The following is a 21,197-nucleotide window of genomic DNA, read 5'->3' as shown; positions in this document are numbered from 1 at the left end:
CGGAGTCGCGGCTATGCGGCCAGGTGTTCAGTCGACGAATCCGGCGAGCACACAGAGCGCCGCGACGAGGCCGACGAGCATCGCGATGCCGTCGTGTCCGAACGCGCCGACACCGAACGCGACGAGCGTGAGCCAGACCCCGAGCAACATCGTCTTCACGTCCCTCCGGGCGTCACCGGACCCGCTCTCCTCGCCATTCGTTCGTGACATCTACTCGACTCGACGCGACGGTGCGGGAAAAAACGCGGTGTCGGTTCGACGTTAGCGGTTGAGGGTGTGGATGGCGTGGCCGAGCGCGTGCTCGGCGGCCTCCATCACGCCCTCGGAGAGCGTCGGGTGCGTGTGGATGGTCGCGGCGATGTCTTCGAGGGTCGCGCCCATCTCGACGGCGAGCCCGAGTTCGGCGATGAGCTCGCTGGCTTCGGGACCGACGATCTGCGCGCCGAGGATGAATCCCGAATCCCCGTCGGCGACGATGCGGACGAAGCCCTCGTGGTCGTTCGTCGTCAGGGCGCGCCCGGACGCGGAGAACGGGAATTTGCCCACTGCCGGAGTGAACCCTTCTTCTTCGGCTTCCGCTTGCGTGAGGCCGACCGTGGCGATTTCGGGGTCGGTGAAGACCGCCGCGGGAACGGCCTGATAGTCCATCGCGGCGGGCTCGCCGGCGACGACTTCGGCGACGACCTGGCCCTCCTTGCTCGCCTTGTGCGCGAGCTGCGGGCCGGGCGCGACGTCGCCGATGGCGAAGATGCCATCCACGTTCGTCTCGCCGGTGTGGTCGGTTTCGAGGCGGCCCTGCTCGTTCGGTTCGAGGCCCGCCGCGTCGAGGTTGAGCGTGTCGAGCACGGGCTGGCGGCCGACGGCGACGAACGCCTTCTCCGCGTCGAACGTCGACTCTTCGCCGTCCTCGTTCTCCGTCGTGACGACGATTCCGGCGTCGTCTGCGCGCTCCCAGCCTTTCGCGGCTTGCCCGAAGTAGAAGTCGACGCCGAGCTCTTCCGCGCGCTTCCGCACCACGCGCTTCACGTCCTCCTCGTAGCCCGGGAGGATGTCGTCCATCATCTCGACGACCGTCACGTCACACCCCATCTTCGCGAGGATAGTGGAGAGCTCCATGCCGATGTAGCCGCCGCCGACGACGACGAGCGACCGCGGGACTTGCTCTAGGGCGAGCAGCTGCGTCGAGTCGAGAACCGGGTCGTCGTCGTACGCGAACCCGGGAATCTCGATGGGTCGCGACCCCGTCGCCACGACGCACTGCTCGAACTCGATGGTCTCGGAGCCCTGCCCCTCACCGCCGTGCGCGACGCGGAGCCTGTTCTCCCCGGCGAACTCCGCGCGGCCGTGCACGATGTTCACGCCGTTCGCCTTACAGAGCTTCTCGACCCCGGAGGTGAGCTGGTCGACCACGCCGTCCTTCCAGTCGACCATCTGCTCCATGTCGACTTTCACGTCCGCGTGAATCCCCATCTCCTCCGCGGTATCGGCCTCGTAGCCGACGTTCGTCGCGTGGATGAGCGCCTTCGACGGGATGCACCCGACGTTCAGGCAGGTGCCGCCGAGTTCGTCCTTCTCGATGAGCGTGGTGTCCACGCCGAGCTGTGCCGCGCGAATCGCCGCCACGTAGCCACCGGGGCCAGCGCCGACGACCGCGAGTTCCGTACCGGTTGCGACGTCTCCAACGACCATTATTCTAAGAGCAAGAGGGTGGGGTTGTTCAGGTACTCCATCACCTTGTTCGTGAACGCCGCGCCCTCAGCGCCGTCGATGACGCGGTGGTCGATCGATAGCGAGAGCGGGAGCGTCGGGCGCGCGTACACCTCGCCGTCCTCCGCGACCGGCCGCTCGTCGATCGCGCCCAGCCCGAGAATCGCGGTCTCGGGATAGTTGATGATCGGCGTGGCGTACTCGCCGCCGATGGCCCCGAAGTTCGTGAGCGTGAACGTCCCGCCCTGCATCTCCTCGCGCGTGATGGAGCGGTCCCGGGCTTTCGCCGCGAGCTCGTTCACTTCTTCGGCGAGCTCGAGGATGCCCTTCTCGTCGACGCGCTTCACGACGGGCACCATCAGCCCGGCGTCGGTGGCCACCGCGATGCCGATGTTGTAGTAGTGCTTGACGAGCACCTCCTCGTCGTCCTCGCGGAGCTCCGAGTTCAGAATCGGGTTCTCCTTCAGCGCCGCGACGACCGCCTTCATGATGAAGGGCAGGTACGTGAGCTTCACGTCCTGCTCCGCCGCGCGCTCCTTCAGCTCCGCGCGCACCTCCACGAGGTCGGAGATGTCGACCGTGTCGTGGTGGGAGACGTGCGGCGCGGTGTACTTCGACTTCGCCATCTGCTTCCCGATGGTCCGCCGAATCCCCCGATACGGCCGGGACTCCACGCGCTCCTCGCCCGCGGACGCCGACGACGCGGTCGCCGACGCCGACGAGGATTCAGCTCGTTCTTCGGCGGCTTTCGCCTCCCGCTGCGCCCGCGCGTACTGCGTCACGGCCTCCGGGCTGACGAACGCCTCGCCGTCGCGCTCCTCGTCCGTCGGCACCGCGTTCAGGTCGACGCCCTCGTCCGCGGCGAGCTTCCGCGTCGCCGGCGCGGCGAGCGTCTTCTCACGCTCCGCGTGCTCCGCTGCCTGCTCGCCGAGCGGCACCTCGGCTTCGACTTCTTCGTCCATTCGCTCGACCGCGTCCTCGGCGTCCTCCTCCACTCGCTCGACGGCGTCCGTGAGTTCGCTCTCGTCTTCGCGTTCGCCGCCTTCTGCGGCCTGCCGGACGTCGCCCTCCGTCACGCGTCCGGACGGCCCCGAGCCGGACACGGTCGAGAGGTCCACGCCGAGTTCGCGCGCGAGCCGCCGCACGGACGGCGGTGCGAACGTCCGCCCGCTCGACGACGGCGCTTCCGACTCGGCCGTGCCCGCGTCCGTCGCGTCTTCGGCTTCGGGCGCGCCAGCGCCCTCCTCGACGACGGGCTCCGCCGCCTCGGAGTCACCGGCCTCGTCCGGAATCTCGAACGTGACGATGACGCTCCCGACCTTCACGACCTCGCCGGCCGGGTAGTGGATTTGTTTGACCGTCCCGTTGTAGGGCGACGGCACCTCGACGACGGCCTTGTCCGTCTCGACTTCGGCGACCGGCTGGTCTTCCGTGACGGTGTCGCCCTCCTCGACGAGCCAGTCGACGATTTCGCCCTCCGCGACGCCTTCGCCGACGTCGGGGAGCTTGAACTCTCTCAGCGCCATTAGAACTCTACTGCCTCCCTGATGCCTTCAGTGATGCGGGCGGGCTCGGGCAGGTAGTAGTCCTCCAGCGCGTACAGCGGGAACGGCGTGTCGAAGCCCGTGATGCGCTTCACGGGGGCTTCCTGGTGGAGGAGCGCTTCCTCCTGAATCGTCGCGGCGATCTCCGCGCCGAGGCCCGCGGTCTGCGGGGCCTCGTGCACGACCGCCGCGCGCCCGGTCTTCTTGAAGGACTCGACGACGGTCTCGGTGTCCATCGGACTCATCGTCCGCAGGTCGACGACCTCGACGTCGATTTCGCCCTCCAGGTTCTCCGCCGCTTCGAGGGTGGGCCGGGTCATCGCGCCCCAGCAGAACACGGAGATGTCCGCGCCCTCCCGGCGCACGGCGGCCTCGCCGATCGGCACGGTGTACGTCTCGTCCGGGACTTCCTGACGGAAGGAGCGATAGATCTTCTTCGGTTCGAGGAAGACGACCGGGTCCGGGTCGCGAATCGCGGACGCGAGCAGCCCCTTCGTGTCGTACGGCGTCGACGGAATGACGACCTTCAGGCCGGCCTCGTGGGTGTAGAAGGCCTCCTTCGACTCGGAGTGGTGTTCGGGCGCGCGGATGCCGCCGCCGTAGGGCGCGCGGATCGTCATCGGCACTGAGTACCGCCCTCGGCTCCGGTTCCGGAGGCGCGCGACGTGACTCACGATCTGGTCGAACGCCGGATACATGAACCCGGAGAACTGCATCTCGGGGACCGGCTTCATGCCGTACGCCGCCATCCCGACGGCCGTGCCGATGATGCCCGACTCGGCGAGCGGCGTGTCGATGACTCTGTCGTCGCCGAACTCCTCGTAGAGGTCGTCGGTCGCGCGGAACACCCCGCCGTTCTTCCCGACGTCCTCGCCCATCACGACGACGTCGTCGTCCCTGGCGAGCTCGCCGCGGAGCCCGTCCCGCACCGCCTGCACTAAGGTGAGATTCTGTGTGTCACTCATGGGTTAGTCCTCCAGCATCGCGTCGTCGCCGTACTTCTCACGCACCTGCTCGAACCACTCCTCTTGCTCCTGCAGGCGCGGTGGTTTCTCCGCGTAGACGTTGTCGAAAATCTCCGACGGCTCGGGGCGCGGCTCGGACTCCGCGTCCGCGATGGCGTCGGCGACGCGCTCCTCGACCGCAGTCTCGATGTCCGCGACTCGCTCGTCGTCGAGCCGGCCGGTGTTCCGGAGGAACTTCTCTAAGCGCGGAATCGGGTCTTTCGCCTTCCACTCCTCGACTTCGCCCTCCTCGCGGTAGACCGTCGGGTCGTCCGCGGTGGTGTGCGCGCCGAAGCGGTACTGGACGGCTTCAATGAGGGTCGGCCGCATCTCGCCTTCCTGGGGGTTCCGGGCTTTCTCGAGCGCTTCCGTCGTCGCCTTGTAGACGGCGAGCGGGTCCATCCCGTCGATCTGGATGCCCTCGAAGCCGTACGCCGTCGCCTTCTGCGCGATGGTCTTCGCGGCGGTCTGTCGCTCGCGGGGGACCGAGATGGCCCACTGGTTGTTGTTGCAGAAGAAGACGTTCGGCGTGTTGAAGACGCCCGCGAAGTTCAACCCCTCGTGGAAGTCGCCTTCGCTCGTCGCGCCGTCCCCGAAGTAGCCGAGGAAGGCGGCGTCGTCGCCCTTGAGCTTCGCCGCCCACGCGAGCCCGGTCGCGTGCGGAATCTGGCTCGCGATGGGGACTGCGGGGGTGAAGACGTTCACGTCCTCGGGAATCTCGCTCCCGGCCTCGTTCCCCATCCAGTAGAGGAGAGTGTCTTTCAGCGGCTGCCCGTGGACGAGCGCGGCGGCGTGCTCGCGGTAGCTCGGAATGAGCCAGTCCTCGTCGCGGAGCGCGAGCGCGGAGCCGACCTGCGCGCCTTCCTGGCCGGAGAGCGGCGGGTACGTCCCCATGCGCCCCTGTCGCTGGAGGCTCACCGCGCGCTGGTCGAAGTGCCGCGCGAGCTTCATGTACTCGTACAGCTCGACGAACTCCTCGTCGGAGAGGTCGGGCACGCTCGCGCCGTCGACGACGCGACCGTCCGTGTCGAGGATACGGTACTGGTCGTCCGGGGCGCGGTCGAAGAGGTTCCGTGTCACGGTGATCCCCGTCCTGGCATACGTAGAGTGTCCCGTGCTCGGGGTAAATGGTTTTCGTAACGGTCGTTCCGGAGCGACTCTCGAACCCCCGATTCGTGGCTGATTCGTCCAGAACATCCTCGAAAAAACCGACGACTCACCGTCGAATCGACGATGGGTGGACGAACGTCTACTCTCGCAGAAATTGCCGGTGCAGGAGTGGACGAGCGTACAGCCCGAACCGCGAACTCCCCGCTCCCGGCCTCACCGCGCCGACGCGCGGGCTTCCGCGCGAGCGTCCTCGATGGACTTCCCCTCCTTCACGAGGGCGTCGACGAAGAACTCGCCCGCCTTGAACGACGACCGCACCATCGGCCCCGACGCGCAGTAGAGGAAGCCCAACTCCTCCTCGGCGACCGCGCGCCACGTGTCGAACTTCTGCGGGTGGACGTAGGACTCGACGTCGAGGTGGCTCCGCGACGGCTGGAGGTACTGCCCGAACGTCACGATGTCCACGTCCACCGCCTTCAAGTCCGAGAGCGTCTGGTAGACCTCGTGGTCGTGTTCGCCGACGCCGAGCATGATGGACGTCTTCGTGTAGCAGTCGCCTTCTGCTGCTGCTTGCGCGAGCACGTCGAGGCTCTGCTCGTAGCCCGCGCGCCGGTCCCGAACCGGGAACTGCCGGCGTTCGACCGTCTCGACGTTGTGCGCGAACACGTCGGGTCCCGCGTCGATGATCTTCCGCACGTCGTCGGGGTCGCCCTGGAAGTCCGGGACGAGCGCCTCGACGAGGATCGAGGGGTCGCGGCGCTTGATCTCTCGAATCGTTTCCGCGAAGTGACTCGCGCCCCCGTCGGGGAGGTCGTCGCGGTCGACGCTCGTGAGGACGACGTAGTCGAGGCCGATTTCGGCGACGGCGTCGGCGACGTTCGACGGCTCCTCTTCGTCGAGGGCGTCCATCCCGCCGGTGGCGACGTCGCAGAAGTTACAGCCGCGCGAGCACCGGTCGCCCATGAGCATGAAGGTCGCCGTCCCCGGGCCGTTCCGCCCGCTCCAACAGTCCCCGAGGTTCGGGCAGGACGCCTCCTCACAGACCGTGTGCAGGTCGTGGTCGCGGAGCGTCCGCTTGATCTCCGTGAACCGCTCCCCGGAGGGCATCTCCATCTTCAGCCATGACGGCTTCCGCCGGCTCTCCATGTGACGAACGTCCACTCGCGACGGCAAAAACGTACGGATTATCGCAGGGCGGGGCGCTCCACGGCACGCTCCGCGACGGGCGAATGGGTGCGGAATCCCGACGACCGAGAGCCCCGTCTGTCGGAGTCCCGACTGCCAGGGATTCCGACGGCAAGGCCTCCGTCGGTCGAGTTACTGCGCGGTGGCTTCGGGGACGTCCGTCGGGGCGGCGTCGACGCCGTCGAGCGCGGCCTGGAGCTTTTCGAGGGAGTCGTAGACGACGCCGTCGAGTTCGTACGTGTGCACGACGTCGTCTTCGGTGCGCTCGATGCGGGCCGTGATGCGGGGCTGGGACATCATATAATTTCGTATAACAGCCACCAACATTAAACTTACTCACAAGGAGTAAAAAGGTGTAATTTACATCTGACGGCTCCGAGAACCCCCATTTCTCTCTCGTTTCGGGGGTTCAGCGTGGGTGCTCGCGTGGCGGTGGCCTAGTATCCCATAGATTGATAGTGAGCGGACGGAACTGTACGGCAACCGTGCTGGTGACGTATGCTTGACGTTTCGGACGAGGACATCGTCGACGGGCCGATCACCCGGACACTCCTCGTACTCGCCGCACCGCTCGTCGCGCAGAACTTCGTCGTCATCGCCCAGCAGGTCGTCGACCTCTTCTGGGTCGGCCGACTCGGCGAGCCCCCCGTCGCCGCCCTCGGCCTCCTCGCGCCCGTCATCGGCTTGCTCTCCGCCGGCGTCTTCGTCGTCTTCGTCGGCGCGCAGGTGAACGTCGCCCAGCGCGCCGGCGCTGACGAACCGGACGCCGCGATCCGCACTGCCGTCCAGGGCGCGCTCCTCGGGTTCGCCGCGTACGCCGTCGTCACCGCCGCCGTGCTCGCCCTCGTCGACCCCGTCTTCGCGCGCCTCCCGCTCGACGCCGCCGTCGCCGGCGCGGCGGCCGCCTACCTCGGCGTCTACGCCCTCGGCCTCGCGCCTATGGCCGCGAGCAACGCGCTCGAAGCCGGCCTCGTCGGGTTCGGTGACACCCGCGGCGCGTTCGTCATCACCGCCGCCACCATCGGGACGAACGTCGTCCTCGACCCGCTCCTCATCTTCGGCTACGCCGGCGTCCCCGCCCTCGGTATCCGCGGCGCGGCGCTCGCCACCGCCCTCGGCTACGTCGCCGGCCTCCTGACCGTCCTCGTCCTCGTCGCCCGCGGCCGCCGCGGGTTCCGCCTCCGCCGCTCGCACCTCGCCATCGACGCCGCCCTCGCGCGCGACGTCATCGACGTCGGCGGACCGAACGGCGTCCAGAACGCCGCGCGGCAGGTCGCCCGCCTCCTCGTCGTCGGTGTCGTCTCCGCGGCCGGCGGCGCGGCCGGCCTCGCCGCCTACACCGTCGGCGCGCGCGTCGCCACCATCGCCTTCGTCCCCCCGCAGGGCCTCGGGCAGGCCGCGTCGAGCATCATCGGGCAGAGCCTCGGCGCGGACCGCCCCGACCGCGCCGAGCGGACCACGTGGGTCGGCATCGCCGTCGCGTGCGGCGGCCTGCTCGTCGTCGGCGCGCTCCAGTGGCGCTTCCCCGCCGCCATCGCTCACGCCTTCGCGCCGACCCTCGACGGGCAGGCGCTCGCGCACACCGTCTCGTACCTCCGCATCCTCGCGTACGGCTACTGGGCGTTCGGGGCTATCTACGTCTTCGAGGCGGGATTCAACGGCGCGAGCCGCACCCGCGTCTCCATGGTGATGACGATGCTGCAGTACTGGGCGGTCCGCCTCCCGGTCGCCGCCGTCGGCGCGCTCGCCCTCGGCTTCGGCGTCACCGCGGTCTTCTGGGCGGTCACGGCCTCGAACGTCGCCGCGGCCGTCGGCGCGGGCGTCTACTACCGCTACTCGACGCGGAACGGGATGCTGGAGCGCGCCGCCGACGCCGCCGGCTCCTGAACGCCGGCCGCCTGGCCGTTTCGGCAAGGGCTTTCCGCGCGCGTCGCTAACCCCGGCGGTAGATGGAGGTCGCCGACGCCGTTCCGGAGTTCGCGGACGCCTTCCCGTTCGACGAGTTCAATCGGATGCAGCGGGAGGCCGTGCCCGCACTGGTCGAGTCGAACGCGAACGTCGTCGCCGCCGCCCCCACGGGCTCCGGCAAGACGGCGCTCGCGGAACTGGCGATCTGTCGCGCGCTCGCCGCCGGCGGCACCGCCGTGTTCGTCGCGCCGCTCCGCGCGCTCACCAACGAGAAGGAGTCCGAGTGGGAGCGCTTCGAAGACCTCGGCTACTCAGTCTACGTCGTCACCGGGGAGCGCGACCTGAACCCGCGGCGCGCCGAGCGCGCCGACGTCCTCGTGATGACGCCGGAGAAGGCCGACTCGGCGACGCGGAAGCACGACTCGCCCCGCTACTCGTTTATCGCTGACGTCGACCTCGTCGTCATCGACGAAGTCCACCTGCTCGACTCCGAGCGACGGGGGAGCGTCCTCGAGGTCGTCGTCTCCCGGCTCCGCCGGCTCTGCGACCCCCGTATCGTCGCGCTCTCCGCGACCATGCCGAACGTGCGGGACGTCGCCGACTGGCTCGACGCCCCGCCCGAAGCCACCTTCCAGTTCGACGAATCGTACCGCCCCGTCGACCTGCACGCCGACGTCGTCACCTACAGCCACGGCGAGAACTCCTTCGCCGACAAGTACCGACGACTCTACCGCGCGCTCGACAAGGCCGAACCACACCTCCGTGAGGACGGGCAGGCGCTCGTCTTCTGCGCGTCCCGACAGGACGCCAAGCAGGCCGCGAAGAAGGCGCGCGACGAACTCGCCGAACGCGACATCCCGATGGGCGCGCGCGGCGACTACGACTTCCACAACGACGCCAAGGAACTGGAGAACTCCACCCTCCGCAAGAGCGTCCTCGACGGGGTCGCCTTCCACCACGCCGGCCTGAACAAGGGCGACAAAGACCGCGTCGAGCAGTGGTTCAAGGACGGGAAAATCGAACTGCTCTTCTCGACGTCGACGCTCGCGTGGGGCGTCAACCTCCCCGCGCGCTGCGTCGTGATTCGCGACACGAAATACCACGACCCCCTGGAGGGCGAAGTCGACATGAGCCCGCTCGACGTCCTCCAGATGCTCGGGCGCGCGGGCCGCCCCGGCTACGACGACGTCGGCTACGGCTGGGTCGTCACCGACCGCTCGGACGCCGACACGTACCGAACACTCCTCAGAGAGGGGAAGGAAATCGAGTCCCAGCTCGCCGCCGACCTCGTCGAACACCTCAACGCGGAGGTGGCGATGGGAACGGTGCACGGCGTCGAGGACGCCATCGACTGGCTGGAGACGACGTTCTACTACCACCGCGCGAAGTCGGAGCCCGACGAGTACGGATTCGACGGGATCCGCGACCGCGTGCGGGAGACCCTCGACGACCTCCGCGAGCGCGGGTTCGTCGAGGCGGACGGCGGCGTGCTCGCGCCGACGACCCTCGGCGTGCTCTGCTCGACGTTCTACCTCCGCCTCGACACCGCGAGCGCGTTCCACGCTCTCGCCACGCAGGACGGCGACTTCCGCGAGGACGACGTCCTCCAGGCCGTCGCGGCCGCCCGCGAGTTCGACAGCGTGAACGCCCGGCACGGCGAGAAGGACGCCGTCCGGAAGGTCCTCGGGAACCGCGGAGACGACCTCGAACCAGGGCAACAGAAAGTGCTCGCCATCCTCGTCGGGTCGATGCGCGGGAGCGTCCCGCCGGAGCTCCGCTCGGACGCGTGGGTCATCCGGCAGAACGCCCTCCGCCTCCTCGCCGCCGCCGGCGCGTTCATGGACCGCTACGACCGGCCGCGCGGCGAGAACCTCGCCGAACGCCTCGCCGCGCGCGTCGACACCGGCGTCCCCGCGGACGCCGTCGGTCTCACCGCCATCGACGGCATCGCGTCCGGGCGCGCGCACAAACTCGCCGACGCCGACGTGGAGACGCCCGCCGCCGTCATCGACGCCGGCGCGAGCGGCCTCGTCGACGCCGGGCTCAGCGAGAGCCTCGCCGACCGCGTCCTCGACCAGGCAGAGGGTCTCCCCGCCGTCACCTTCGACTGGGGCGACTTCCCCGACCGCGTCGCGATGGGGGAGAATGAGGCCTGCGAAGTCACGGTTCGAAACGCCGGCGGCGGCGGACGCGCGCACGTCCGCGTCACCGCCACCCCCGACGACGGCGACCCCGTCGAGATGACCACCACCACCGGCTACCTCGACGACCCGCTCACCGTTCCCGTCGGCGTCTTCGGTGCGAACGCGGAGTCGCTGACGTACACCGTCGAAGTCACGTTCCCCGACTATCCGCTCCGCCCCGACTCCGACTCTCGCACTGTCCGCGTCACCTGAGACAGGTACTCCCGGAGGCCGTCGGGGCCGTCGACGACGACGTCCGCGCCCGCCGCGTCGAAGTCGAACGCCTGGTTGTGCCCGGTTCGGTACGCGACGGCGGTCGCGCCCGCGCGGCGCGCCGACTCCACGCCGTGGAGCGAATCCTCGACCGCCACGCAGTGCTCGGGGTCGACTCCGACGTTCTCGGCGGCGAGCGCGTAGATGCCGGGGTCGGGCTTCGAGGGCCCGTCCACGTCGTCGGCGCTCACGCGCACCGCGAACGCACCCTCCAGACCGAAGCGCGCGACCACGAGGTCGATCCAGTCGTGGGGCGCGGCGGAGACGAGCGCGACCGTCACGCCCGCCTCGCGTAACGCCGCGACCACGCCCTCGAACCCCGGCATGAGCGTCGCCTGCTCGCCGTAGACCGTCTCGGCAGCGTCCTCGTACTCGGCGAGGAACGCCTCGCGCTCCATCTCGAGGCCGTACTCCGCGACGAGCAGGTCGTATATCTCCTCGTACTGCATCCCCGCGATTTCGCCCTCCACGTCGACGACGCCCGGGCCCAGGAGCTCCGCGAACAACGCTTCCTCCCGCTCTATCCAGTGGGCTTCCGAATCCACGACCACGCCGTCCATGTCGAAGAGAACCGCCTTCGGCTCCATACGCCCCCTTCGCCGTGCGTGAGTTTATGCGTGGTGACGCGGCGAACTCCTCGTGATGCAGGACGCAATCCGCGTCGTCGCCGGCGACTGCACGACGACCTCCGACGGCCGCGACGCCCGCCGCGAACGCGGCGAGATCGTCGCGCTCGTGAAACCCGACAACACCGTGCTCGTCCACGACGCCCGAGGGTATCAGCCCGCCGCGTGGCTCACGCGCGCCGAAACGGTCAGGTTCACCGACGGCGAGGACGGCACGCGACTCGTCGCCGGAAAGGGCGACGAATCCCTCCGCCTCGACTTCCACGCCGTCCACGGCCGCGCCTTCTACCCCGCCTCTCCCAGCGGCCCCGAAGTCGGTACCTGTCCCGACTGCGACGGCCCGCTCGTCCGGAGCGGCAGCGACCTCGCCTGCATCTCCTGCCGGCGCACCCACGCGATTCCCCGCGACGCCGACGTGCTCGGTACGCCCTGCGAGGACTGCGGGCTCCCGCTGCTCCGCGTCGAACGCGGCCGCGTCTTCGAGGTCTGCGCCGACCCGTCCTGCGACCCGCTCGCCGACGCCGTCGCCGCCGAATACGACGGCGCGTGGCCCTGCCCCGATTGCGGCACGGGCATGAACATCGAGTGGCGACGCGGCGTCCGCGCCGTCTGCCCCGACTGCGAGCGCGTCCTCGCCGTCCCCCACGGCACGACCGACGCGACCTGCGACTGTGGCCTCCCGCGCTTCGAGACGCCCGGCGGCACGCGCTGTCTCGACTCGACCTGCGACGCCGACTGAGTCGGGGAGACCGCAGTCGCTTTGGTGTTCGCCGCGCACCTCCCGCCCATGCACGGAGAGCGACGCGACGGCGAGATACACGTCGGTGGTGACGCGCGACAGCGGTTCCACGACTCGCGAGGGTACGGCCGTCCCCTCCAGGGGAACGAGATCGCGCTCGCCCCCGTGGAAGCCGCCCACCTCCTCTTCCGCGGGGACCTCGACGCCGTCGACGGCGACGGCTTCCGCGAGTTCGTCGAACGCGGCGGCGACGGGTTCGCCGCGCGCTTCTTCGTCTACGCGGACCTCCGCGACCGCGGCTTCTACCTCTCTCCCGCCGCGCTCGACTGGGACGTCGTCCCCGATACCGGCGACCGCACGGACTTCGTCGTCTACGAACGCGGCACCGGCCCCCGCGACGGCGACGTCGCCCACGAGATTCGCGTCGTCGGCGAACGCACCCCCGTCGCCGTCGACTCGCTCGGCGAGAGCGTGCTCGCCGTCGTCGACGAGGAGTCCGAAATCACCTACCTCGACTCCGACAGCGTGACGCCGGACGGCGACACGGACTACGAACCCGACGCGGCTCTCACCGGCGTGCTCCTCGACGACCGCGTGATGGTCTGGAACCCGCCCGAAGCGCTCTACGAGTCCGGGTTCTACGGCCAGCCGCTCTCCGGGCGCTCGACCGAGCACGACGCTCTCCACCTCTCTCTCGTCGAAGCGGCCTACCTCGCCGCGCGCGGCACCCTCACGCTCGAAAACGACGAGGACGCCGACGGCTCCGTGGCCGTCGAAGAGGGGTCCGCCGACGCGGGCGTGAACGCCGTCGTCTCCCGCGGACGCGCCGTCGAAGGCGACCGCTTCGACCGCCGCCTCCGCGCGTACCGCGCGCTCCGCGACGCCGGCACCGTCCCCAAGACCGGCTTCAAGTTCGGCGCGGACTTCCGCGTCTACCAGACCGTGGACTCCGTGGAGAACCTCGGGCACTCGACCTGGCTCGTGCGCGCGCTCCAGCGAGACCACGCGTTCGAACCGCGCGACCTCGCCCTCGACGTCCGCCTCGCCCACGGTGTCCGGAAGACAATGGTTTTTGCGCGCGAAGACCACGAACGAGACACGACTGACTGGGTCGCCGTGACCCGCCTCACGCCATGACTGACGACGATACACACGACGGCGGACCGAACGGGACCGACACGGACGACCACGCGACTGACCTCCGTGCGGACGGCGCAGGCGTCGACGCCGAAGGCGCGGACGACGTCGCGCTCGACCCGTGGGGCTCGTCCACCGTCTCGGACTACGAGAAGCTCTTCACGGAGTTCGGCATCGAGTCCTTCGACGACGTCATCGACGAAGTCCCGAACCCCCACTACCTGATGCGGCGCGCCATCATCTTCGGCCACCGCGACTACCGCCGCGTCCTCGACGCGATGCGGAACGACGAGCCGTTCGCCGCGCTCTCCGGCTTCATGCCGACCGGCGACCCCCACATCGGCCACAAGATGGTGTTCGACGAGATCATCTGGCACCAAGAACAGGGCGGGGACGCCTACGCGCTCATCGCGGACCTCGAAGCGCACTCGGCGCGCGGGCTCTCCTGGGCGGAAATCGACGAGCACGCCCGCGACTACCTCCTGAGCCTGCTCGCGCTCGGCTTCGACCCCGAGGAGGGCGAGCTCTACCGACAGTCCGAGAACCGCGAGGTGCAGGACCTCGCGTTCGAACTCGGCATCGAGGCGAACTTCTCGGAGTTCGAGGGTATCTATGGGTTCGACGGGGAGACGGACGTCTCGCACATGCAGTCGGTAGTGACGCAGATGGCGGACATCCTCTACCCCCAGTTAGAGGAGCCGAAGCCGACGGTGATTCCGGTCGGCCCGGACCAGGACCCGCACGTGCGGTTCGCGCGTGACCTCGCTTCTCGCGTCGGCTACTTCCGCGTCACCGAAGCCTACGCGTCCTTCGAAGTGGACGACGACGAGCGCGCGCTCCTCGCGGACGCCTACGACGCGCTCGACACGGACGACGACACGGTCCGCTGCGAGGACGCCGCGACGTGGCTCGCCGCGCAGGACGCGAAGGACGTCCCCGACCCGGCCGGCGTCCGCGACGACCTCGAAGCGAAACTCGCGTCCGCGGGGAAGGAACCGCTCCGGCCGCGCGTCCGCTTCCTCGACCGGAACGCGAGCGAGGAAGCCTTCGAGGCGCTCATCGAGTCCGTGGAGGGCGAGAAACGCGTCTACGACGAACACGTCGACGCCTTCGACCTCGACCGCGACGAGGCGGAAGACCTTGCGCGCGACGTCGCCGTCGCCCACGGCGGCTACGGCTTCCTCCCGCCGTCCTCCATCTACCACCGCTTCATGACCGGGCTGACGGGCGGAAAGATGAGCTCGAGTATTCCCGCGAGCCACATCAGCCTCCTCGACGACCCCGAAGACGGCTACGACAAGGTGAAGGCCGCGACCACCGGCGGACGGACGAGCGCCGAAGAACAGCGCGAGAAGGGCGGTCGGCCCGACCAGTGTCCCGTCTACGAACTCTACGCCTACCTCCTCGCGAGCGACGACGACGCCTTCGCCGAACGCGTCTACGAGGAGTGTCGGAACGGCGAGCGCCTCTGTGGGGATTGCAAGGAGCAGGCGGCCGAGCTGATGCGGGAATTCCTCGAAGACCACCAGGAGAAACGCGACGAAGTCGAAGGCCTCCTCGAAGAGACGGACCTCACGCTGGAGAGCCCGCGGAACCGCTGATACGCCTACAAGAATCGCGGACCCTCCGCCTTTTTGTCGCCGCCCACCGACGGCCCGTGTATGGGAGTCGAACCCACCGTTCGTGGCTCCGTCGCCGAGCGCACCGCGACTCTCCAGTTCGGTTTCGGCTTCGGTTTTTTCTCCGCGTGAGGCGAGCGGACGACGCGGGGGAGTGAGACCTCTCTCGCGTCCGAAACTCGCTGCGAGGCGTTCGCAATAGCTTTCCGACTTACCCACAGACACACGATAAATGAAGCTACCACGACAGCAGGTCTCGGTGCTCGAAGCCGCGAGCGCCGACGAAGCGAAGACGATGGACGAACTGGCCGCCGCGACCGACCTCGAACCGGAGACGGTCACGGGCGCGGCGTTCGAACTCGAAGAGCGCGGCCTCCTCGAACTCACGGAGACGGCGGAGACGTCCGTCGCACTCACCGACGAGGGCGAGACGTACGCGGCCGAGGGGCTGCCGGAAGTCCGGCTCTACGAGGCCGCCGTCGACGCCGGCGCGACCGACGACGCCGTCCAGATGGGACAGGTCATCGGCGCGTCCGGCCTCGAAGGCAACGAGGTCGACGTCGCGCTCTCCAACTACGCGCGGAAAGGGTACGGCGAAATCGACAGCGGCGAACTCACCGCGGACGCCGACGCGGACCCGAGCGAGGACGCCGAAGCCGCGGCGCTCGACGCCCTCGCAGGGGACGCGGACGCCGCCGGCCTCGACGCCGACGTGCTCGACCAGCTGGAGCGCCGCGGCCTGGTCGACGTCACCGAACGAACCGTCCGCTCCGCGCGACTCACGGAGACCGGCGTCACCGAACTCATGGCCGGCGTCGAAACCACAGGCGAAGTCGGCCAGCTCACCCCCGAGATGCTCTCGTCCCGTGCGTGGGAGGACGCCGACTTCGCCGAGTACAACGTCGAAGCCGACGCCGAGGACCTCCACGGCGGCACCACCCACCTCCTCCGGCAGACCGCAGAAGAAGTGAAGGACGTCCTCGTCGGGATGGGCTTCTCGGAGATGGAGGGCCCGCACGTCGACGCCGACTTCTGGATCAACGACGCGCTCTTCATGCCGCAGGACCACCCGGCGCGCACCCACTGGGACCGCTTCGCCGTCGCCGAACCCGACGGGATTCAGGAGCTCCCCGAGGACCTCGTCGACCGCGTCGAGGACGCCCACCGGAACGGCGTCGGCCCCGACGGCGACGGCTACCACAGCCCGTGGAGCGAGGACTTCTCTCGCTCCCTCGCCCTCCGCGGCCACACCACCAACCTCTCCATGCGCTACCTCTCCGGCGAACAAATCGGGGACCTCGAACCCCCGGAGCGCTACTTCAGCGTCGAGAAAGTATACAGAAATGACACTCTCGACTCGACCCACCTCCTCGAGTTCTTCCAGATCGAGGGCTGGGTGATGGCCGAAGACCTGAGTGTACGAGACCTCATGGGCACCTTTACCGAATTCTACAGCCACTTCGGCATCGAGGACATCGAGTTCAAACCCCACTACAACCCCTACACCGAACCCAGCTTCGAGCTGTTCGGCCGCCACCCGCGCACGGGAGAAGTCATCGAAATCGGGAACTCCGGAATCTTCCGCCCCGAAGTTCTCGAACCGCTCGGCGTGGAGTGCGACGTGATGGCGTGGGGGCTCGCCTTAGAGCGGCTCCTGATGCTCGTCTCCGGCTTCGAGGACATCCGCGACGTCCACGGGACCCTCGTCGACCTCGACTTCCTGCGGAACGCGGAGGTGGTCTATTAGATGCCCGTCGTCGACGTCGACCCCGACGAACTCCGCCGCCTCACCGGCCACGACGAGAAGAGCACGGACGAACTGAAGGACGACCTGTTCGCGCTCGGTCTCGAGTACGAAGGCGAGACGGAGGAGGGGGAACTCCAGCTCGAGTTCGCGCCCGACCGTCTCGACCGCCTGAGCGTCGAGGGCGTCGCCCGCTCGCTGCGCTACCAGTACGGCGACGACCGCGGCGTCTACGTCCCGTCGACGAACGACGCCGACTGGACCATCGACGTCGACTCGTCTGTTCCCGACGAGCGCCCGTACGTCACCGGTGCGGTCGTCCGGGGCGTCGACCTCGACGAGGCCGCGCTCGACTCCCTCATTCAGCTCCAGGAGAAACTCCACGCGACGATGGGGCGGAAACGCGCGAAGGGCGCGATCGGCATCCACGACCTCACGATGCTCAAAGGCCGCCCCGCGACCGAGGCCGGGGAGACCGCGAACTCCATCCGGTACACGGGCATCGACCCCGCGGGCGACGAGTTCGTCCCGCTCGACGCCGACGCCGAGCTAACGCCCGAGGCCGTCCTCGAAGAGCATCCGACCGGCGAGAAGTACGCCGACCTCCTCGACGACTACGAGCGCTACCCCGCCATCTACGACGACATCGGGCTCTTCTCGTTCCCGCCCGTCATCAACGGCCGCCGCACCGAGGTCTCTACTGACTCCCGCGACCTCCTCATCGAGCTCACGGGCACTGACCAGTGGACTATCGACAAGATGTGCGCCATCCTCTGTTACGCCCTCGACGCCCGCGGCGGCAGAATCGAGGAAGTCCGCGTCCACTACGACGACCACGACCTCGTCCGCCCCGACTTCGACGTCGACGAGAAGTACGTCCTCCACAGCGACATCGAATCCACGCTCGGCGTCGACCTCGACGAAGACCGGGTGCTCGACTACTTCGAACGCGCCGGCCTCGACGCCACCCCCGAACCCTGGGGCGACGACACCGAGTACGAAGTCGAGATTCCGCCCTACCGCGTCGACGTCCTCCACCCCGTCGACCTCGTCGACGACGTCGGGCGCGCGCACGGCTTCAACAACCTCGTCCCCCGCTACCCCGACGTCGCCACCGTCGGCGAACGCACGGAGCGCAACGAACTCGAACGCGCCGTCCGCGGGGTGCTCACCGGCCTCGGCTTCCAGGACCTCCTGAACTTCCACCTCACGAGCGAGGCGCAGAACTTCGACCGGATGGGCGTCGACCCCGGAAGCGACGTCTACGGCGGCGGGAAACCCGCCGTCATCACCGAACCCTACAGCGAGGACTTCGACATCCTCCGCACGTGGGCGCTCCCCGGCATCGCGCAAGTCCTCGAGAACAACACGCACCGCGCGTACCCACAGGACCTCGCCGAAATCGGGTTCGCCGCCCACCGCGACGACACCGAGAACACCGGCTACCACGAGTTCCGCACGGTCGCCGCCGCCGTCGCCCGCCACGACGCCTCCTACGAGGACGCCAAAGCCCGCCTCCAGGCGCTCTGCCGGCACTTCGACGTCGACCTCGAAACCCCGCCGACCGACCACCCCTCGTTCATCGACGGCCGCACGGCGGCAGTCGAAATCGACGGCGAACCAGTGGGTGTCATCGGCGAACTCCGCCCGCGCGTCCTCGTCGACCACGACCTCGAACTCCCCGTCGCCGCCTTCGAGTTCCGCCTCGACGCGCTGAAGTAACCGACCCCGCTCTCCCTTCTTTCTCTTCTCGCGTCTACGGCTGTCGTGACTTCGAGAAAACGAGCGGCTTCGGCGAGGAGGCGAACGACGATGGCTCCGAACTCCCGACTCGTGAGTCAGAGGTCCGCGCCGACGGCATCCTCGACGCTATCGAAGCCGTCGCGGTCGAGGAGCGTGAGGAGGCCCTCGTTGATGTCGTGCGCGAGCGACGGCCCCTCGTAGACGAGGCCCGTGTAGAGCTGGACGACGCTCGCGCCCGCACGGATCTTCGTGTACGCGTCCGCCGCCGACGCCACGCCGCCGACGCCGACCACGGGCAGGTCGGTGCGGGACGCCACGAACCGAACCCGTTCCGTTGCGCGGTCACGCAGCGGCTGCCCCGAGAGCCCGCCGGTCTCGTCGCGGTGCTCGCCTCGCAGGGAGTCCGGCCGGTCCGTCGTCGTGTTCACCGCCACGATACCGTCGAGGCCGAGGTCCTCCGCGAGGTCGACCGCGTCCGCCGTCGCCCCCTCGCTCAAGTCCGGCGAGAGCTTCACGAGCAGGGGCGCTGCGCCCGCGTCCAGCAGTCGCGCGAGAATCCGCTCTAAGCCCTCGCGGTTCTGTAAATCGCGCAGCCCCGGCGTGTTCGGACTGGAGACGTTCACCACGTAGAAATCGCCCGCACCCGCGACGCGCTCGTACGTGTACGCGTAGTCCTCCGGCGCGTCCTCCGGACTCGCCGACTTCGACTTCCCGATGTTCACGCCCACCGGCACGTCCGGCAACGGCTTCTCGTGGAGTCGCCGCCCGACGACGTCCGCGCCGTCGTTGTTGAACCCCATCCGATTGACGACGGCCTCGTCCTCCGGGAGCCGGAACATCCGCGGGCGCGGGTTGCCCTCCTGGGCTTCCGCCGTCACACCACCGACCTCCAGGTGGCCGAATCCGAGCGCCGCGAGCGCACGCGGCACCTCCGCGTTCTTATCGAACCCCGCGGCCACACCGACGGGATTCGGGAACGACTGCCCGAACGCCTCGACGCCCAACCGCTCGTTCTCCACGCCGTAGACGCGGTCGAGCACGCCGAGCGCCGGCGTCGCCTGCACCGTCCGCAACAGCTCTTTCACTCCCTCGTGCGCCGTCTCCGCCGGCAGCCGAAAGAGCAGCGGCTTGAGGGCGTCGTACATCCCCTAGAAATCGTGTTCGACCTCGTCCGGGTCGGCCTTCTGAATGATGATCTTGTCCTCGCGGACGCGCACGAACACTTCGTCGCCGATCTCGAGCCCGGCGACCGCGAGTTCGTCCTCGTGGAGGTTCACGTGGGCGTTGTGATACTCGCCGTCCTCGCCTTTCGCGCCACTCGGGCTGAGCTTCTTCTTGCGAACCATCGAGCTATCCTACGTGAACCTTCACCGTAGGACGTACTTAAGCCCTTCCGACCGCCGGCCGCCTCGCCGCCACTACGGCCCGTCACCGCGCAGTCGACGCGTCTACCGGCACATCTTCCTCGCGTACCCATCTACGCACCCGCCCGGCGAAACACGGGGAAAACCACCGAAAACCAGCCGATATCGCCGATATGTTTATCACACACTGTGTGTTCCTTTCGCATGGACGTAACCATGGCACGAGAGGATGGGAAGCGCAACTTCGCGCTCCGAGATGTCGACGGGAACGAGACGAGCGTCTTCAGCGGGAACACACCCCGACAGGCCGCACTCAAAGCAGCGCGCCGCCTCGAAGACGTCGCGAAAACCGAACAACAAGCGAAACACCACGAGATCCGCCTCCGCGAGAAAGGGACCGACAAAGTACACATCTACGACGCCTGGGCCTGGAAATCGGACTCACCCGACGACAAGCCCGACTGGATGCCCGGGAACATCACCGAAGCGAACGTCTCCAAGAAGGGAATCGAGCACCTCCAGTCGTAGCCCGAACTGACTACGTTATTCTCGCGCGCACGTGTGCCGCCGCCGAGCCGAGCAGACGCACTTTTCACGCAGCCCCCGCTACGTCACGCTGCGCGGGTACCACCCGGCTCGACCACACGCACGACGCGTCGGGATGACGAGCCGGCCTCCGCCCGCGCGACACGCTTCTCACAGACCGAACTCCACAGTCACAACGACACCACCCCCACCCCTGCACCACGGTACAAATCGCCATGCCGCGGCGTCCCGGAGAGGGTGGTGGTTCGACGGCCTTTTACGTAACCCACCCATCGAATGGAATGCAGACGACGTGAGGTGGTCCGGGCCTGACCCGGAACCACTGATTGACGCCCTCATCCAACCAGGAGACGTCTACACCGGACCCATTTCGAGTCCGGTTCGTAGGCCTTATACGTATCTCCGACATTCGGACTAATGCGAACGATGAGGTGGCCGGGGTCACCCCGTGCTACCGACGCATGCATCCGATTCCGGGGATCCCCTCCGACCCGCCTCTCACGAGGCCGGTCCGGAGGCCTTATGTACTCCCCACGCTTCGAATGAGTTGCGAACGATGAGGTGGCCGGGTCCACTCCCGCGCTACCGACGCACTCATTCCGGCCGGGGTCGACGCCGGCTCGGTCTAACCGAGCTTGGAACGACGTCCTTAAGTGTATCCTGGTACTCGGATGAGATGCGAACGTCGCGCCGAACACAGTTCGGCGAGTCGGACCTTGGAAGCCGATGGGCTTAAGGCCCGCCGCTTCCGACTACTAGGTCCGA

The 21,197-nt window shown here is 68.4% G+C and carries 18 protein-coding genes; 8 read left to right on the top strand and 10 right to left on the bottom strand.

Features of this window, described 5'->3' with window-relative positions; all coding sequences use genetic code 11:
* Positions 1-27: 27 nt before the first annotated feature.
* The 7 genes from IEY26_RS00090 to IEY26_RS00060 form a co-directional block, all read right to left on the bottom strand.
* Entirely contained in the window at positions 28-210 is a 183-nt protein-coding gene (locus tag IEY26_RS00090) for a hypothetical protein (RefSeq protein ID WP_188974600.1), read from the bottom strand.
* A gap of 51 nt (positions 211-261) precedes the next feature.
* The gene (lpdA, locus tag IEY26_RS00085; protein WP_188974598.1) at positions 262-1,689 is read right to left on the bottom strand and encodes a dihydrolipoyl dehydrogenase; all 1,428 of its coding nucleotides are present in this window, start codon (positions 1,687-1,689) and stop codon (positions 262-264) included.
* Positions 1,689-3,233, bottom strand: coding sequence for a dihydrolipoamide acetyltransferase family protein (locus tag IEY26_RS00080; protein WP_188974596.1), 1,545 nt, complete (start codon positions 3,231-3,233; stop codon positions 1,689-1,691). Before IEY26_RS00080 ends, lpdA begins: the two co-directional genes overlap by 1 nt.
* On the bottom strand, positions 3,233-4,216 hold the full coding sequence (locus tag IEY26_RS00075; protein WP_188974594.1) for an alpha-ketoacid dehydrogenase subunit beta: 984 nt from the start codon (positions 4,214-4,216) through the stop codon (positions 3,233-3,235). The genes IEY26_RS00080 and IEY26_RS00075 overlap by 1 nt, the downstream gene beginning before the upstream one ends.
* 3 nt (positions 4,217-4,219) lie before the next feature.
* Complete coding sequence (pdhA, locus tag IEY26_RS00070; protein WP_229773858.1) at positions 4,220-5,335, bottom strand: pyruvate dehydrogenase (acetyl-transferring) E1 component subunit alpha; 1,116 nt, start codon at positions 5,333-5,335, stop codon at positions 4,220-4,222.
* Positions 5,336-5,578: 243 nt separating this feature from the next.
* Complete coding sequence (gene lipA, locus IEY26_RS00065) at positions 5,579-6,526, bottom strand: lipoyl synthase (protein WP_326838269.1); 948 nt, start codon at positions 6,524-6,526, stop codon at positions 5,579-5,581.
* Between the two features lie 156 nt (positions 6,527-6,682).
* Positions 6,683-6,850, bottom strand: a complete 168-nt coding sequence (locus IEY26_RS00060; protein ID WP_188974588.1) for a hypothetical protein — start codon at positions 6,848-6,850, stop codon at positions 6,683-6,685.
* 198 nt (positions 6,851-7,048) lie between these two features.
* Between IEY26_RS00060 and IEY26_RS00055 the strand changes: the two genes are divergently transcribed.
* Together IEY26_RS00055 and IEY26_RS00050 are read left to right on the top strand one after the other, a co-directional pair.
* Complete coding sequence (locus tag IEY26_RS00055) at positions 7,049-8,437, top strand: MATE family efflux transporter (protein ID WP_188974586.1); 1,389 nt, start codon at positions 7,049-7,051, stop codon at positions 8,435-8,437.
* Positions 8,438-8,499: 62 nt separating this feature from the next.
* Positions 8,500-10,854, top strand: a complete 2,355-nt coding sequence (locus IEY26_RS00050; RefSeq protein WP_188974584.1) for a DEAD/DEAH box helicase — start codon at positions 8,500-8,502, stop codon at positions 10,852-10,854.
* Here the strand turns inward: IEY26_RS00050 and IEY26_RS00045 are convergent.
* Positions 10,806-11,501, bottom strand: coding sequence for an HAD family hydrolase (locus tag IEY26_RS00045; RefSeq protein ID WP_188974582.1), 696 nt, complete (start codon positions 11,499-11,501; stop codon positions 10,806-10,808). The genes IEY26_RS00050 and IEY26_RS00045 overlap by 49 nt on opposite strands.
* A gap of 55 nt (positions 11,502-11,556) precedes the next feature.
* Here IEY26_RS00045 and IEY26_RS00040 point away from each other — a divergent pair, with 55 nt between their 5' ends.
* The 5 genes from IEY26_RS00040 to pheT all read left to right on the top strand — a co-directional run bounded on the left by IEY26_RS00040 (position 11,557) and on the right by pheT (position 18,501).
* Positions 11,557-12,279 carry an endonuclease NucS domain-containing protein gene (locus tag IEY26_RS00040; protein ID WP_188974580.1) on the top strand — a complete coding sequence of 241 codons (723 nt, stop codon included), beginning with the start codon at positions 11,557-11,559 and terminating at the stop codon, positions 12,277-12,279.
* A gap of 48 nt (positions 12,280-12,327) precedes the next feature.
* Positions 12,328-13,416 carry a tRNA-intron lyase gene (endA, locus tag IEY26_RS00035; RefSeq protein WP_188974578.1) on the top strand — a complete coding sequence of 363 codons (1,089 nt, stop codon included), beginning with the start codon at positions 12,328-12,330 and terminating at the stop codon, positions 13,414-13,416.
* On the top strand, positions 13,413-15,017 hold the full coding sequence (locus IEY26_RS00030; protein ID WP_188974576.1) for a tryptophan--tRNA ligase: 1,605 nt from the start codon (positions 13,413-13,415) through the stop codon (positions 15,015-15,017). Before endA ends, IEY26_RS00030 begins: the two co-directional genes overlap by 4 nt.
* A 250-nt stretch (positions 15,018-15,267) precedes the next feature.
* The gene (pheS, locus tag IEY26_RS00025; RefSeq protein WP_188974575.1) at positions 15,268-16,782 is read left to right on the top strand and encodes a phenylalanine--tRNA ligase subunit alpha; all 1,515 of its coding nucleotides are present in this window, start codon (positions 15,268-15,270) and stop codon (positions 16,780-16,782) included.
* Positions 16,783-18,501, top strand: a complete 1,719-nt coding sequence (pheT, locus tag IEY26_RS00020; protein WP_188974574.1) for a phenylalanine--tRNA ligase subunit beta — start codon at positions 16,783-16,785, stop codon at positions 18,499-18,501. It begins immediately after the preceding gene.
* Positions 18,502-18,617: 116 nt separating this feature from the next.
* Here the strand turns inward: pheT and IEY26_RS00015 are convergent, their stop codons facing one another.
* Both IEY26_RS00015 and IEY26_RS00010 read right to left on the bottom strand, forming a co-directional pair.
* A complete protein-coding gene (locus IEY26_RS00015) occupies positions 18,618-19,667 on the bottom strand; it encodes a quinone-dependent dihydroorotate dehydrogenase (RefSeq protein ID WP_188974573.1) in 1,050 nt (349 codons plus the stop codon).
* Between the two features lie 3 nt (positions 19,668-19,670).
* Positions 19,671-19,868 carry an AbrB/MazE/SpoVT family DNA-binding domain-containing protein gene (locus tag IEY26_RS00010; RefSeq protein WP_123074594.1) on the bottom strand — a complete coding sequence of 66 codons (198 nt, stop codon included), beginning with the start codon at positions 19,866-19,868 and terminating at the stop codon, positions 19,671-19,673.
* Positions 19,869-20,102: 234 nt separating this feature from the next.
* Here IEY26_RS00010 and IEY26_RS00005 point away from each other — a divergent pair, with 234 nt between their 5' ends.
* A complete protein-coding gene (locus tag IEY26_RS00005) occupies positions 20,103-20,414 on the top strand; it encodes a non-histone chromosomal MC1 family protein (protein WP_188974572.1) in 312 nt (103 codons plus the stop codon).
* Positions 20,415-21,197: the final 783 nt, after the last annotated feature.

Origin of the sequence: Halocalculus aciditolerans (assembly GCF_014647475.1) — an archaeon.
Lineage (GTDB): Archaea > Halobacteriota > Halobacteria > Halobacteriales > Halobacteriaceae > Halocalculus > Halocalculus aciditolerans.
Note: the sequence above shows the minus strand (reverse complement) of the source record. Positions and strands in the feature narration are given on the sequence as shown.

Bases quoted from the DNA above. Each gene is read 5' to 3' on its own strand.
- IEY26_RS00090 (WP_188974600.1), bottom strand. From the start codon at position 210: ATGTCACGAACGAATGGCGAGGAGAGCGGGTCCGGTGACGCCCGGAGG.
- lpdA (WP_188974598.1), bottom strand. From the start codon at position 1,689: ATGGTCGTTGGAGACGTCGCAACCGGTACGGAACTCGCGGTCGTCGGC.
- IEY26_RS00080 (WP_188974596.1), bottom strand. From the start codon at position 3,233: ATGGCGCTGAGAGAGTTCAAGCTCCCCGACGTCGGCGAAGGCGTCGCG.
- IEY26_RS00075 (WP_188974594.1), bottom strand. From the start codon at position 4,216: ATGAGTGACACACAGAATCTCACCTTAGTGCAGGCGGTGCGGGACGGG.
- IEY26_RS00060 (WP_188974588.1), bottom strand. From the start codon at position 6,850: ATGATGTCCCAGCCCCGCATCACGGCCCGCATCGAGCGCACCGAAGAC.
- IEY26_RS00055 (WP_188974586.1), top strand. From the start codon at position 7,049: ATGCTTGACGTTTCGGACGAGGACATCGTCGACGGGCCGATCACCCGG.
- IEY26_RS00050 (WP_188974584.1), top strand. From the start codon at position 8,500: ATGGAGGTCGCCGACGCCGTTCCGGAGTTCGCGGACGCCTTCCCGTTC.
- IEY26_RS00045 (WP_188974582.1), bottom strand. From the start codon at position 11,501: ATGGAGCCGAAGGCGGTTCTCTTCGACATGGACGGCGTGGTCGTGGAT.
- IEY26_RS00040 (WP_188974580.1), top strand. From the start codon at position 11,557: ATGCAGGACGCAATCCGCGTCGTCGCCGGCGACTGCACGACGACCTCC.
- endA (WP_188974578.1), top strand. From the start codon at position 12,328: ATGCACGGAGAGCGACGCGACGGCGAGATACACGTCGGTGGTGACGCG.
- IEY26_RS00030 (WP_188974576.1), top strand. From the start codon at position 13,413: ATGACTGACGACGATACACACGACGGCGGACCGAACGGGACCGACACG.
- pheS (WP_188974575.1), top strand. From the start codon at position 15,268: ATGAAGCTACCACGACAGCAGGTCTCGGTGCTCGAAGCCGCGAGCGCC.
- pheT (WP_188974574.1), top strand. From the start codon at position 16,783: ATGCCCGTCGTCGACGTCGACCCCGACGAACTCCGCCGCCTCACCGGC.
- IEY26_RS00015 (WP_188974573.1), bottom strand. From the start codon at position 19,667: ATGTACGACGCCCTCAAGCCGCTGCTCTTTCGGCTGCCGGCGGAGACG.
- IEY26_RS00010 (WP_123074594.1), bottom strand. From the start codon at position 19,868: ATGGTTCGCAAGAAGAAGCTCAGCCCGAGTGGCGCGAAAGGCGAGGAC.
- IEY26_RS00005 (WP_188974572.1), top strand. From the start codon at position 20,103: ATGGCACGAGAGGATGGGAAGCGCAACTTCGCGCTCCGAGATGTCGAC.